Source organism: Kocuria sp. SM24M-10 (assembly GCF_001027955.1).
Taxonomy (GTDB): domain Bacteria; phylum Actinomycetota; class Actinomycetes; order Actinomycetales; family Micrococcaceae; genus Kocuria; species Kocuria oceani.
Genome location: NZ_LDNX01000162.1, coordinates 1 through 12331 on the forward strand (window position 1 = coordinate 1; position 12331 = coordinate 12331).

The 12331-nt window shown below is 70.2% G+C and carries 15 protein-coding genes; 6 read left to right on the plus strand and 9 right to left on the minus strand.

Translation table 11 applies throughout. The features are described 5' to 3' along the window. Positions 1-50 precede the first annotated feature (50 nt). From ABL57_RS18960 to ABL57_RS18975, 4 genes are all read right to left on the minus strand, one after another. A complete protein-coding gene (locus tag ABL57_RS18960) occupies positions 51-989 on the minus strand; it encodes an ABC transporter substrate-binding protein (protein ID WP_047805048.1) in 939 nt (312 codons plus the stop codon). A gap of 103 nt (positions 990-1092) precedes the next feature. Continuing rightward, positions 1093-1764, minus strand: a complete 672-nt coding sequence (locus tag ABL57_RS18965) for an ABC transporter permease (RefSeq protein ID WP_047805049.1) — start codon at positions 1762-1764, stop codon at positions 1093-1095. Then, positions 1761-2441 (minus strand): ABC transporter permease, encoded by a 681-nt coding sequence (locus ABL57_RS18970; RefSeq protein WP_047805050.1) that lies wholly within the window; start codon positions 2439-2441, stop codon positions 1761-1763. The genes ABL57_RS18965 and ABL57_RS18970 overlap by 4 nt, the downstream gene beginning before the upstream one ends. Beyond that, positions 2438-3547, minus strand: a complete 1110-nt coding sequence (locus ABL57_RS18975) for an ABC transporter ATP-binding protein (RefSeq protein WP_047805051.1) — start codon at positions 3545-3547, stop codon at positions 2438-2440. Before ABL57_RS18975 ends, ABL57_RS18970 begins: the two co-directional genes overlap by 4 nt. Positions 3548-3736: 189 nt before the next feature. Here ABL57_RS18975 and ABL57_RS21530 point away from each other — a divergent pair, with 189 nt between their 5' ends. From ABL57_RS21530 to ABL57_RS18985, 4 genes are all read left to right on the plus strand, one after another. Further along, complete coding sequence (locus ABL57_RS21530; RefSeq protein ID WP_160310824.1) at positions 3737-4786, plus strand: DUF262 domain-containing protein; 1050 nt, start codon at positions 3737-3739, stop codon at positions 4784-4786. A 12-nt stretch (positions 4787-4798) separates the two neighbouring features. After that, positions 4799-5455 carry an MAE_28990/MAE_18760 family HEPN-like nuclease gene (locus ABL57_RS23615; protein WP_160310825.1) on the plus strand — a complete coding sequence of 219 codons (657 nt, stop codon included), beginning with the start codon at positions 4799-4801 and terminating at the stop codon, positions 5453-5455. 64 nt (positions 5456-5519) lie between these two features. Further along, on the plus strand, positions 5520-6047 hold the full coding sequence (locus ABL57_RS18980; protein WP_047805052.1) for a 2'-5' RNA ligase family protein: 528 nt from the start codon (positions 5520-5522) through the stop codon (positions 6045-6047). Positions 6048-6145: 98 nt separating this feature from the next. Continuing rightward, complete coding sequence (locus ABL57_RS18985; RefSeq protein WP_047805053.1) at positions 6146-6382, plus strand: hypothetical protein; 237 nt, start codon at positions 6146-6148, stop codon at positions 6380-6382. 12 nt (positions 6383-6394) lie between these two features. Here the strand turns inward: ABL57_RS18985 and ABL57_RS18990 are convergent, their stop codons facing one another. After that, complete coding sequence (locus tag ABL57_RS18990) at positions 6395-7351, minus strand: YafY family protein (RefSeq protein ID WP_047805054.1); 957 nt, start codon at positions 7349-7351, stop codon at positions 6395-6397. Between the two features lie 105 nt (positions 7352-7456). Here ABL57_RS18990 and ABL57_RS18995 point away from each other — a divergent pair, with 105 nt between their 5' ends. Next, complete coding sequence (locus tag ABL57_RS18995; protein WP_047805055.1) at positions 7457-8020, plus strand: DinB family protein; 564 nt, start codon at positions 7457-7459, stop codon at positions 8018-8020. 29 nt (positions 8021-8049) lie between these two features. Then, on the plus strand, positions 8050-8622 hold the full coding sequence (locus tag ABL57_RS19000; protein WP_047805056.1) for a DUF664 domain-containing protein: 573 nt from the start codon (positions 8050-8052) through the stop codon (positions 8620-8622). Here the strand turns inward: ABL57_RS19000 and ABL57_RS19005 are convergent. The 4 genes from ABL57_RS19005 to ABL57_RS19020 all read right to left on the minus strand — a co-directional run bounded on the left by ABL57_RS19005 (position 8579) and on the right by ABL57_RS19020 (position 12305). Beyond that, complete coding sequence (locus ABL57_RS19005) at positions 8579-9175, minus strand: DUF421 domain-containing protein (protein WP_047805057.1); 597 nt, start codon at positions 9173-9175, stop codon at positions 8579-8581. The genes ABL57_RS19000 and ABL57_RS19005 overlap by 44 nt on opposite strands. Before the next feature lie 3 nt (positions 9176-9178). Continuing rightward, the gene (locus ABL57_RS19010; protein WP_047805058.1) at positions 9179-11050 is read right to left on the minus strand and encodes an ABC transporter ATP-binding protein; all 1872 of its coding nucleotides are present in this window, start codon (positions 11048-11050) and stop codon (positions 9179-9181) included. A 217-nt stretch (positions 11051-11267) separates the two neighbouring features. Then, positions 11268-11756: a DoxX family protein gene (locus tag ABL57_RS19015; protein ID WP_082157590.1), complete on the minus strand. Its 489-nt coding sequence runs from the start codon at positions 11754-11756 to the stop codon at positions 11268-11270. A gap of 60 nt (positions 11757-11816) precedes the next feature. Beyond that, a complete protein-coding gene (locus tag ABL57_RS19020) occupies positions 11817-12305 on the minus strand; it encodes a MarR family winged helix-turn-helix transcriptional regulator (RefSeq protein WP_047805059.1) in 489 nt (162 codons plus the stop codon). Between the last annotated feature and the right edge of the window lie 26 nt (positions 12306-12331).

Genomic DNA, 12331 nt, shown 5'->3' on the forward strand with positions numbered 1-12331 from the left:
ACCGGGCACCCGCACCGCTGTGCGGAGACGTGGTTCCGCCGCGGCCGGGCTCAGTAGCCGTTGGCGGAGAGCCACTCCTGGGCCGCGTCCGCCGGGCTGATCGGCTGGTCGCCGCTGACCTTGCGGTTCAGGTCGATGAGGTCCTCCGTGGTGAGCTTGCCGGAGAGCTCGTTCAGGGCGTCCACGGCCTCCTGGGGCAGCCGGTCGGCCGCAGCCAGCGGAAGGACCTGCTGGGCGATGAAGTTGTTCTCCGGGTCCTCCAGCACCACGAGGTCGTTGTCGGCGATCGCCGGTGTGGTCGTGAAGATGTCGGCGACGTCCACGTCACCGTTGAGCAGGGCCTCGACGGTGAGGGGCCCTCCGCCGTCGTTGATCGGCTCGAACGACTGGGGCACGCAGCCGTACTTCTCCTCGAGGCCGTCCAGGCCGTAGGCGCGCTCGGCGAACTCGGGCGGACCGGCGATCACCAGCTGGCCGCACACCTGCGCCATGTCGGCGATGCTCGTGAGGCCGTACTGCTCCGCGGTCTCGGGCGTGACGACCATCGCGTCCTTGTTCTGCGCCTCGGAGGGCTCCAGCACGGTGAGCCCCTCGGGGAGGGCGCCCGGCAGGGCGTCCATGATCTCCTCGGCGGAGCTCGCGGTGGCCTCGGGGTCGGCGAAGAGCAGGAGGTTGCCCGAGTAGTCCGGGACGACGTCCACGGACCCGTCCTGGACGGCCCCGACGTACGCCTCGCGGGCCCCGATCCCCAGGGACGTCTCCGTCTGGACCCCGGCGGACTCGAGGGCGCCGGCGTAGAGCTCGGCCACGATCTCGCTCTCCGGGAAGTCGGCGGAGCCCACGGTCACGGTCTCCGAGGACCCCGCGGAGGTCTCCTCGCCCCCGGCGAGCGGATCGCCGCCGGAGCCGCAGGCCGTCAGACCCAGCAGCAGGGCGGCGCCCAGGGCCGGCCCGGCGGCGCGGCGGAGGGAAGCGGGAGCAGTGGTCATGGTGGTTCTCCTGTCGGTCGGTGCAGGTGGTCGGTGCAGGCGGTGGATGCCGCCGGTCGTCGGACGGTCGGTGCAGGCGGTGCGGGCGGAGGACGGCGGGCGGTCAGGGAGAGGCCAGGCGAAGGCCCGGTGAGGTGGACAGCCGCTGGGCCGCGGCGAGCGCGGCGTCCACGGCGAGCGCGAGGACCGCCACGAGCACCACGGACCCCAGCATCCGCGAGTAGTCGCGCACCGCGAGCCCGTCGATGAGGTAGCGGCCGAGCCCGCCGAGGTTGATGTAGGCGACCACGGTCACCGTCGCCACGACCTGCAGGGCGGCGTTGCGGATCCCGCCCAGGATCACCGGCAGCGCGTTGGGCAGCTCCACGCGGGTCAGCACCTGCCCCCCGGTCATGCCCATGGCCGTCCCGGCGTCCTTGAGGGCCGGGGAGACGTTCGCGATGCCGGCGTAGGTGCCCGACAGGATCGGGGGGATCGCCAGCAGCACCAGCGCGATGATCGGCGGCACGAGCCCGAGGCCCAGCAGCAGGGTGAACAGGGTCAGCAGTCCGAGGGTGGGCAGGGCGCGCAGGGCACCGGTCAGACCCACGACCAGGCCCGAGCCGCGTCCGGTGTGGCCCACCCACAGACCGAGCGGCACCGCCACGGCCAGGGCCACGGCCAGGGTGATGCCGCTGTAGGCGAGGTGCTCGAGCAGCCGGGCCGGGATGCCGGCGGCCCCGGACCAGTTCTCGGGGTCCGTCAGCCAGGACAGGGCGGTGCCGAAGAGGCTCATGCGACGGCTCCTCTCCGCACGCGCGGCACGCGCGTGCGGGCCCGGCCCGCCCGCTGCCACCGGGTCAGGGCGTGCCCGGTCCCGCGCAGCACCAGGTCGAGGAGCACGGCCAGGAGCACGGTGAGGGCGATGCCGACCACGATCTCCTCGAGGATGGAGCGGCGCAGCCCGTCGGTGAACAGGGTGCCGAGGGACTGCACGCCGATCACCGCGCCCACGCTGACCATGGAGATGTTGCTGACGGAGGCGACCCGCAGCCCGGCGATCAGGACGGGCACCGCGAGCGGCAGCTCCACCGCGAAGAACCGGCGCAGCGGGCGGTAGCCCATGGCGGTGGAGGCCTGCAGGACGTCCCGGTCCACGGACTCGAAGGCGTCCACGGAGGAGCGGACGAGGATGGCCACCACGTAGACCGTCAGGGCCACGATCACGTTCGTCACCGAGGTGATCTGCGTGCCCAGCAGCAGGGGCAGGACCACGAACAGGGTCAGGGACGGGATCGTGTAGAGCAGGGACGAGCCCGTGACGAAGACCGGGCGCAGCGTGCGGTTGCGGGCGGCCAGCCGGGCCACCGGGATCGCGATCAGGGCGCCGAGGAGCAGCGGGAGCACCGACTGGACGAGGTGCGCGCCCGTGAGCTCCAGGACGTAGGGCCAGTTCCGGGCCGTCCAGTTCACCGCGGGGTCCTCCCGCCGAGCCGGGCGTCCTGGACGGCGGCGACGATCTCGCCGGGCTCCATGACCCCGATCGCCCGCCCGTCGTCGTCGACCACCACGGCCAGCCCCGAGGGCGAGGACAGGGCGGCGTCCAGGGCGCTGCGCAGGGAGCCGCCGGGCCGGTGCAGGGTGCCCCCGACCACGGGGTCGGCCTCGGCCCCGGTGCGCACCCAGCCGCGCGGGGCGCCGTCGTCGCCGACCCGCAGGGTCCACCCCCCGGGGAAGGGGCCGTCGCCGGGTCCGACGACGCCCGGGGTGCCGTCCGGGCGGAGGACCGCCACGGAGCGGACCGGGATGTCGTGGGCCGAGTCGAAGGTGAGGGAGCGGAAGCCGCGGTCGCGGCCCACGAAGTCGGCCACGAAGTCGTCGGCCGGCGCCCGCAGCAGCTCCTCCGGGGTGGCGTACTGGGCCAGGCGCCCGCCCGTGGCGAAGACGGCCACCTTGTTGCCGAGCAGGACCGCCTCGTCGATGTCATGGGTGACGAACACGACCGTGCGGTGCAGCCGGCGCTGGAGGTCGAGCAGCTCCCGCTGCAGGTCCTGGCGCACCACGGGGTCCACGGCGGAGAACGGCTCGTCCATGAGCAGGATCGGCGGATCGGCGGCGAGCGCCCGGGCGACGCCCACCCGCTGCTGCTGCCCGCCGGAGAGCTGGGACGGATAGCGGGAGCCCAGCCCCGCGTCGAGGCCGACCGTGCTCAGCAGCTCCCGGGCCCGCTCGCGCGCCTGCTTCCTCGGCACACCGTTGAGCCGGGGGACGGTCGCGATGTTGTCGACCACGGTGCGGTGCGGCATCAGGCCCGACTGCTGCATGACGTAGCCCATGGAGCGGCGCAGCTCGTGGGCCGGCACGGAGGTGATGTCGCGGCCCTCCACGGTGACGGTGCCGGAAGTGGGCTCCACCATGCGGTTGATCATCCGCAGGGACGTGGTCTTCCCGCAGCCGGACGGCCCCACGAAGACGGTCAGCGACCCCCGCGGGATCTCGAGGTCGAGGGCCTCGACGGCGGTCGTCCCGTCCGGGTAGGTCTTGCCGGCACCCTCGAAACGGATGGCGATGTCGGTCATGGAGATCCTCCCGTTGCCGTGCCGCAAAGCCTATCTTCTTGCCCCTGCCACAACAGGTGCGAGTGCAGGAACATGACGACGCCCACCAGAGGGCTAATCGGGGCTGCCTCAAGGATAGGCGCTTCCTGCAAACCCCCGAACCGCTCTGGTTGCTCATTATAGGCTGCCAGTTCCCCTATGATCGTAAGTATGGTGGAAGCGAAAGAACTTCAGTCAGAACTCGATGCCGCCCGCAAAAAGGTGGATGTAGACGCATACAACATAATTGTGCGCGAGCTTGTGGGAATGACAGAACGAGGTGAATTGCATCGAGCTCCCACCTATCAAAGAAAGTTTAGATGGGATAGCGAAACAGAATCCCGCTTAATTGAATCCATTCTTTTGGGACTTCCCATCCCTAACGTTTTTGTGGCCACCAACGACGATGGGACTTGGGAAGTGGTCGACGGCCTCCAGCGAGTATCTACACTTTTGCACTTTACGACTGAAGATCCACAATCCCTTGCTGAGCTGGGCAAAACCGATCCATTGGAACTCGAGGGGCTCCGTTCGCTACCCAATTTCAATGGCAGCACTTTTCGGTCCCTTCCACCAGCAATCCAAATGAGCTTTATGAAACGCGGGATTGGCATAACCGCCCTTTCCGATAAGAGTGATCCAAAAACTCGGTTCGAAAGTTTTGAACGACTTAACCGCGGAGCCGTAGCATTATCTCCTCAGGAAATTAGGGCCTGCATTTACGAAGGTCCGTTTAATGAACTACTTCGCGAACTAGCAGGTTACCCCGGTTTCAAATCTCTGTTAAAGCTTCAAAAGAACGACGAAGCGAACGCAACCAGGGAGGAACAGGTACTAAAGTACTTTGCTTATAGCTACAATAGGGAAAATTTCGGGGGTGCGGTGAATGAATTCTTATCGAAGTTCATGGAGGACCACCGTGACTCTGGGCAGATTATTGAGTTGAGACAGGAATTTCACTCAGTAGTGGATTTCTTGAATGAATTGATCGGCGGGCCATTTTTGCGAACGAATGTCGCTGTGACGCCGAAAATTGAACTTGAAGCCTGCATGGTGGCTGTCGGCGACATACTTCGAGACGGCAGTTCTCCCGTACATCCGCAGGAAAATTGGCTTGACGACCCCCAGCTCGTTGAGGCTAGTACGGGAGCAACCAACACTCGCAAAAAACTCCGTGAAAGAATTGCTCGCGCGCGACAACTTCTTACCAATGCTGAGTAACTGAGTATTCTTGTGGCATATTCAAATTTGGAAGGCTGCCTTCACACAGCTGGGGAAAGTCTGGATGGAATTCGACAAGCCCTTCTGGACATCAGTTCTGGAAAAGTCAAGGGAGGCGCAGCAGAAGCCCTACATGCATCAACCTATGTCCTAATCTCTGCCACCCTCGAACGCACACTAAAAGAATCTCTCACCGCATTAGTGAATGAAATAAACGCAACAAGAACTCCACTTATCCAGGTGCGTCCCAGTCTGTTTTCCCTCATTTGCGATTCGCAGTTTGTTTCCATAGCGAATAGTGGCGCCCACGAATCACTTAATCGGAGAGTTGACCTAACTCTGCAGTTTAGTAGTCACGACCAATGCCTGCTCAACGAAAGCATTTTGCCTCTCGATGGCAGAACAATTCGAAAAAAGCACTTTGATCCAATATGGAGAGTCTTCGGCTTTTCGAATAATTCGCTTGATCTTCCTAGGCATCAATTTACACTTGAGACTGTAGCCAACTTCCGAAATGATGTTGCCCATGGCGATGCTTCGTTAGCCGAGGTCGCGGGACGCCAAACAGTCGAGGACACCTTACGATACGTCGACGAGATAGAAGCCGTTTTACTTCACTTCTATTCAACTGCGGAGGACTACCTATTGAAATCTCTCTATGTAAGGTAAGTCAGACCTCCATGCGCCAATTTACGGGCATAAAGAACATATCGGCTGAGGGAGGAGGTGGGCGGTGCACAGCCTGGAACTGCTGCTCGGCGAGGACGCCGAGGCGTCCGTGCGCGCCGACTGGGACCGGCTGATCGAGGCGGGTCTGCCCAGCTCCGGCCGGCACCGCTCCCCGTCCAACCGCCCGCACATCACCGTGGTGGCCGCGCCCTCGCTGGCCCCGGAGACGGTCCCGGGGATCGACGAGCGGGTCGCCGCCGCCGCCGGGTTCGTCGACCTGCCGCTGGCCAGCGCCGGGGTGCTGCTGTTCGGTCCCGGGCGGGGCGGCTACGTGGTGGTCCGCCAGGTGGTGACCACCCCGGAGCTGCTCGAGCTCCACCGGCGGGTCTGCGACGCCGTCGGCACCGTGCCCGGGCAGGCCCGCACCTCCTTCCCCGGGGCCTGGACCCCGCACATCACCCTGGCCCGCCGGATGCGCCCGGACCAGGTGGCCGTGGCCCTCGGCGTCCTCGAGCCGCACCCCGCGCCGCTGCGGGCGGTCTCCCTGCGCCGCTGGGACTCGGACGCCCGCACGGTGGTCCGGCTGGCCTGACCGGCCCTGGCCGGGTCCTGCGGCCCGGAGCTGCTGCGGCCCCGGATCCGCTGCAGCCCCGGTGCGGCTGGGGCGCCGGAGCCGCGTAGGCTCGAGGCATGACGAGCGCACAGGACATCGCCGGCTGGATGGTCGACCGGATCCGCACCGAGGGACGGCTGTCCCAGGAGCAGGCCGTGCAGGAGATCCCGGAGACCTTCGGGCCCGAGTGGGTCCGCACCCTGGAGAACGGGCACACCGCGATCAGCAAGGAGGTCCTCGCGGAGTTCCGCAAGGCCCACGGCGGCACGGTGCAGTGGGACCGGGACCGCCGCTTCTGGTCCGTCAAGGGCTGACCCCCGGGGCCCTCACCCGGGTCCCGGGACCGCCCGCAGCATCCGCCGCCCCATCTCCTGCAGGACCGCGGTGAGCTCCGGAGGGTCCAGGACCTCCAGCTCGAAGCCGGTCCGCACCAGGTGGAGGGCGATCCCGGCCAGGTCGTCCCCGCCCGCCTCGAGCACGCACGCGCCCGGGCCGTCGGCCGTGAGCCGTCCCGCCTGCGGCGGGACGACCTCCCCGGCGCGCTCCAGCGGCACGAGCAGGCGCACCCGCACGGTGTGCGCGTAGGCCCAGGTGGTGACCGACCGGCGCACGTGCTCCTCCACGTCTGGCACCGGGCGCGGGACGAACCGGAACGTGGTGGTGCGCGCGCCGTGGATCCGGTCCAGCCGGAACGTGCGCCAGTCGTCCCGGTCCGCGTCCCAGGCGAACAGGTACCAGCGCCGGCCCAGGGACAGCACCCGGTACGGCTCGATCCGCCGCTCGGCGCGCCGGCCGTCCCGGGTCTCGTAGTCCAGCCGCACCAGCACCCGGGTCCGCACGGCCCGGGCCAGCAGGACCAGGACGTCCGCGTCCACGCTCGGCCCGGGCGGGACGACGACGTCGACCGCTCCGGCCACGGCCGAGACCTCCTCGCGCAGACCCGGCGGCATCAGCTGGTCCAGGGTCGTCAGCGTCCGCAGCGCGGCCTCGCCCAGCCCGTCGATCCCGGAGGCCGCCGCCAGCCGCAGTCCCACGGCCGCGGCCACCGCCTCCTCCGGCTGGAGCAGCAGGGGCGGCAGCCGGCGGCCCCGCCCCAGGCGGTAGCCGCCGCCGTGCCCCCGGTCCGCCGGCACGGGATAGCCCAGCTCCCGCAGCCGGTCGACGTCCCGGCGCACGGAGCGGACCGTGACGCCCAGCTCCGCGGCCAGCTCGGGCCCGGTCCACACCGGGCGGGACTGCAGCAGGGAGAGCAGGCGCAGGACGCGACGGGTCGGATCGGTCATGGCACCAGTGTCCTCGCACCAGCGGACAGGATCTGTCCGCTCCTGCGCGGACACTGGCTGCACGGCCCCGCACCCGCCCAGGGCCCCGAACAGGAGGGAACCGCCATGCCCGACCTCGACGTCGCCGCCTGCGCCACCGACCAGATCGAGTGGCACTGGACCCATCAGCTGCGGCCCCGCCTCGCGGGCCTGACCGATGAGGAGTACCACTTCGACCCCACGGGCGGGTCCGCGTGGACGGTCCATCCCCGGGGCGAGCAGCGCACGCCGATGCAGGCGGGCGGCGGGGAGTTCGTGGTGGACTTCGCCTTCCCCGAGCCGGTGCCCGCGCCGTTCACGACCATCGCCTGGCGGATGGCCCACGTCGTCGTCGGGATCCTCGCGGTGCGCAGCCACGGGCACTTCGGCGGCCCGGAGGCCTCCTACCAGGACTGGGCCTACGCCGGCACCGCCGACGAGGCCCTGGACCAGCTGGACCGCGAGTACGCACGCTGGACGGCCGGGGTGCGCTCCCTGTCGGAATCGGACCTGGCGCGCCCGTGCGGACCGGTGGAGGGCCCCTACGCGGAGCTGCCGATGCTCGCGCTGGTGCTGCACATCAACCGCGAGCTGATCCACCACGGCGCGGAGCTCGCCCTGCTGCGCGACCTGTACGCCCACACCCGCTGACCCACCTCCCCGGACACCAGGAGACGACCATGCCGTTCCTCACCCGCACCGTCACCGACGAGCGCGACGCCCTCGCGGCCTTCGCCGCCCAGCAGATCCGGCAGATCGCAGCCACGCTCCAGGGGCTCGACGCCCAGCAGCTGCGCGCGACGCCCTCTGCCAGCGCCATGAGCCTGGGCGCGCTGGCCCGCCACGTCCTGTTCATCGGCGAGCACGGCGCGTTCGCCGAGCTGCTGGATCCCGGCCGGACGCCGGAGCAGCCGCAGGACGGCACGGACTGGGCGGCCGGCGCGGTCCTGCCCGAGGCCGTGCGCCCGGCGGACACCGCAGAGTCCCTGCGCGCGGCCCTGCTCGCGCTGGCCGACCGGGTCGAGGCCGCTCTGCGCACCGCGGATCCCGAGATGCGGATCCCCGTCCCGGAGGCGCCCTGGTTCCCGCCCGACCTGGAGACCTGGCCCGCCCGGTGGGTGGCGCTGCACATGGTCGAGGAGAACGCCCGGCACGCCGGGCACGCGGACATCCTGCGCGAGAGCATCGACGGCAGGACCGCCTACGAGCTCAACGCCCTGGCGGACGGGGAGGAGTGGAGTCCGGAGGAGTGACCGTCAGCAGCTCCCGCGGCACCAGGTCCCCGTCCCGCACGCCCGCCAGCAGCCGCGGGTCCACCGGCGTGCCGCGCCGGAGCACGCTGATCGTGCCCGAGGCCTCGAAGACCACGCAGGCGATCTCCCCGAGGTTGCGCACCCCCGCCTTCCGCAGGGCTCCGTGGAGCTCGGCCTCCACCACGTGCACCCGGCGCAGGTTGGCCTCCAGCACCCGGTCGCCGGCCATCAGCAGCACGGCCCGGTTGTTCATCAGCGCGGACACCCGGATCCCGGAGCGGAGCCGGCCGAACGCGGCCTCCAGGGCGAAGAGCGTGCCGAGCCCGAGCACACCGGCGGCGAGGGTGGGCGTGTCCCCGAGCACCGCGCGCCCGGCCACGGCCCCGAGCATCACCGCCACGACCGCGTCGAAGGTGGACAGCCGGGAGAGCACGCGCTGCCCGAGCAGGCGCACCATGAGCAGGAACGCCAGATAGATGCCCACCGCCGAGAGCACCACCGCGAGCGCGCCCGCGGCATCCACTCCGAGGCGCGCCAGGACGTCGTCGAGCACGGGTCAGACCTCCTGGTCGGCGAACTGGGTCTCGTACAGCTCGGCGTAGCGCCCGCCGGAGGCCAGCAGCTCCGCGTGCCGGCCGCGCTCCACGATCCGGCCGCCCTCCACCACCAGGATCTGGTCGGCGGAGCGGATGGTCGAGAGCCGGTGGGCGATCACCAGGGCGGTGCGCCCCTCCATCGCCTCGCCCAGCGCGGCCTGGACGTAGGCCTCGTTGGTGGAGTCCAGCGCGGAGGTCGCCTCGTCGAGGATGACCACGCGCGGGGCGGCCAGCAGCAGGCGGGCGATCGTCAGCCGCTGGCGCTCACCGCCGGAGAGCCGGTAGCCGCGCTCGCCGACCACGGTGTCCAGCCCGTCCGGCAGGGCCCGGATCACGTGCTCCATCCGGGCCCGGGCCAGGGCGTCCCACAGCTGCTCGTCCGTGGCCTCGGGGCGCACGAGGGCGAGGTTCTCCCGGATCGACTCGTGGAACAGGTGCCCGTCCTGGGTGACCATCCCGATGGTCTCCCGCAGCGAGGCGAAGGTCGCCTCCCGCACGTCCGTGCCGCCGATCCGCACGGCCCCGGAGGTGACGTCGTAGAGCCGGGCCACGAGCTGGGCGATGGTGGACTTGCCCGCGCCGGAGGAGCCCACGAGGGCGACGGTCTGCCCGGGCAGCACCGTGAAGCTCACCCCGTGCAGCACCTCCTCGCCGCCCCGGGTGTCGAGCACCGCGACGTCCTCGAGCGAGGCCAGGGAGACCTCCTCGGCGGAGGGGTAGGCGAAGCGGACGTCGTCGAACTCCACCGACGCCGGGCCGGGGGGCAGGGCCCGGGCTCCGGGCCGCTCCTGGATCAGGGGCACGAGGTCCAGGATCTCGAAGACGCGCTCGAAGCTGACCACGGCGCTCATGATGTCCATCCGGGCGTTGGCGAGCATGGTCAGCGGGGTGTAGAGCCGGGTGAGGAGCAGGGCGAGGGTCACGACGTCGCCGGCGTCCAGGTTCCCGAGGATCGCCTGCGCGCCGCCCAGCCCGTAGACCAGCGCGAGGGCCAGCGCGGAGACCAGGGTGAGCGCGGTGACGAAGACGGTCTGCAGCATCGCCACCCGCACGCCGATGTCCCGCACGCGGCCGGCCCGGCGGGCGAACTCGGCCGACTCGGTCTCGGGCCGGCCGAAGAGCTTGACGAGGGTGGCGCCGCCGGCGGAGAACCGCTCGGTCATCTGCGTGGACATGGACGCGTTGTGCTGGGCCGCCTCCCGCTGGAGCCGGGCCAGGCGCCCGCCCATGGCGCGGGCCGGGACCAGGAAGATCGGCAGCAGCAGCATGGACAGGGCCGTGACCTGCCACGAGATCGTGACCATGACGACGACGGTGAGCAGCAGCGAGACGATGTTGCTGACCACGCCCGAGAGGGTGTTGGAGAACGCCCGCTGCGCGCCGATCACGTCGTTGTTGAGCCGGGAGACGAGGGCCCCGGTGCGGGTGCGGGTGAAGAAGGCGATCGGCATCCGCTGCACGTGCTCGTAGACGGCCGTGCGCAGGTCCACGATCAGCCCCTCCCCGATCTGGGAGGACAGCCACCGGTTGACGATGCCCAGCGCGGCGTCGAGCACCGCGACGGCGGCGATGGCCACGGCCAGCCAGACCACCACGGAGACGTCGTCTCCCCCGGTGATGGCATTGACCACGTCACCGGCCAGGACGGGCGTGACCACGCCCAGCAGGGCCGTGAGCACCGAGATCACCAGGAACACGGTGAGCTGCTTGCGGTGCGGCCGGGCGAAGACCACGATCCGCCGCAGGGTCGCCCGGTCGATGCGGCGGTTCTTGACCTCCTGGCCCTGGACGGTCCGCCACAGGACCATGTACGGCGAGTTCTGCATGCTCATGGGTGAGCCCCCGATCTGCGGGGGTCGCCCGCGCTGGAACCGGCCCGGCGCCGTGGTGGTGCGCGCCGCGCCGGACCGATTTTACGCCCCCGTGCCGACACCGGCGGTGGGGGGCCGGGGGCGCGGCGGACGGCCGAGGACGGCCCCGTGCCGCGGCACGCAGCAGCACGGGGGCCGTGGCTCCGTCCGGACGAGGAGCGGGGCGGGCGCCGTGGGATCAGGCGCGGGCGGCGGCCCGGCGCCTGCCGGCGAGCACGTGGTCCACGGACCAGCGGCCGGCACCGGCCAGAGCGAGGAACAGCGTGCCCGCGGCGAGCAGCAGGACGAGCTCGAACCCGCCGTCGGCCGCGAAGAACCCGGCGGGCAGGTGCACCAGGACGAGGGCTCCGAGCATGGTGAGGGCCAGGAGCGCGGCGACCACGCGGGTGCCCAGACCGACGACCAGCAGCGCGCCGCCGACGAGCTCGAGCACGGCGACGGCCGGCGCGGCGACCTCGGCCAGCGGCACGCCCATCTGCGCGAACGAGGCCTGGGTGCCGGCGAGGGTCCACTCGCCGACCTTCTGCCAGCCGTGGAGCAGGAACGTGAGGCCGAGGACGGCCCGCAGCACGGTCAGGCCGAGGGTGGGGCCGGCGCTCGCGGCGGCCGTGGTGGGAACGGAGGAACGGGAGGCGGTGGCGCGCTCGGGCGCGGGCGTCGTGGACATGGCACGACCGTAGCCCAATATACTTTCCCTTACAACATTTGCTGACGCATGCTTACGGGGTCACAGCTGGTCGGCGGCCATCCCGCGGGCGGTGGGGCCCTGGGCGTCGTCCTCGACCAGGCGCCCGATCAGGGCGAGCTGCTGGACCTGGACGGGGGTGAGCCGGTCGATCACCGTGCGGCGGACGTGGGCGACGTGGCCCGGCGCCACCTGCTCGACCTTCTCCATGCCGCGGTCGGTGATCTCCGCGAGCACCACGCGCTTGTCCTTCTCGTCGCCCGTGCGCACCACGAGGTCGTCGCGCTCGAGGCGCGCCACGATCCGCGACAGCCGGGACTGCGAGGTGTTGGTGGCCGTGGCCAGGTCCGACATCCGCCGCCGCCGGTCCGGGGCCTCGGAGAGCATCGCCAGGACGAGGTACTCGGCGAGGCTGAGGTCGGCCTCGGCCTGCAGCTGGGACTCGATGCTGCCGGGCAGGGTGAACATGATGGACACGAGCGCCAACCAGGCCTCGCGCTCCTCGGGGGACAGCCATCGGGTCTCGGTCATGGGCACGATTCTACGAGCCGGCACCC

Bases quoted from the DNA above. Each gene is read 5' to 3' on its own strand.
- ABL57_RS18995 (WP_047805055.1), top strand. From the start codon at position 7,457: ATGCCCGACCTCGACGTCGCCGCCTGCGCCACCGACCAGATCGAGTGG.
- ABL57_RS19015 (WP_082157590.1), bottom strand. From the start codon at position 11,756: ATGTCCACGACGCCCGCGCCCGAGCGCGCCACCGCCTCCCGTTCCTCC.
- ABL57_RS19000 (WP_047805056.1), top strand. From the start codon at position 8,050: ATGCCGTTCCTCACCCGCACCGTCACCGACGAGCGCGACGCCCTCGCG.
- ABL57_RS18960 (WP_047805048.1), bottom strand. From the start codon at position 989: ATGACCACTGCTCCCGCTTCCCTCCGCCGCGCCGCCGGGCCGGCCCTG.
- ABL57_RS18975 (WP_047805051.1), bottom strand. From the start codon at position 3,547: ATGACCGACATCGCCATCCGTTTCGAGGGTGCCGGCAAGACCTACCCG.
- ABL57_RS21530 (WP_160310824.1), top strand. From the start codon at position 3,737: ATGGTGGAAGCGAAAGAACTTCAGTCAGAACTCGATGCCGCCCGCAAA.
- ABL57_RS18965 (WP_047805049.1), bottom strand. From the start codon at position 1,764: ATGAGCCTCTTCGGCACCGCCCTGTCCTGGCTGACGGACCCCGAGAAC.
- ABL57_RS18990 (WP_047805054.1), bottom strand. From the start codon at position 7,351: ATGACCGATCCGACCCGTCGCGTCCTGCGCCTGCTCTCCCTGCTGCAG.
- ABL57_RS19020 (WP_047805059.1), bottom strand. From the start codon at position 12,305: ATGACCGAGACCCGATGGCTGTCCCCCGAGGAGCGCGAGGCCTGGTTG.
- ABL57_RS19010 (WP_047805058.1), bottom strand. From the start codon at position 11,050: ATGAGCATGCAGAACTCGCCGTACATGGTCCTGTGGCGGACCGTCCAG.
- ABL57_RS18985 (WP_047805053.1), top strand. From the start codon at position 6,146: ATGACGAGCGCACAGGACATCGCCGGCTGGATGGTCGACCGGATCCGC.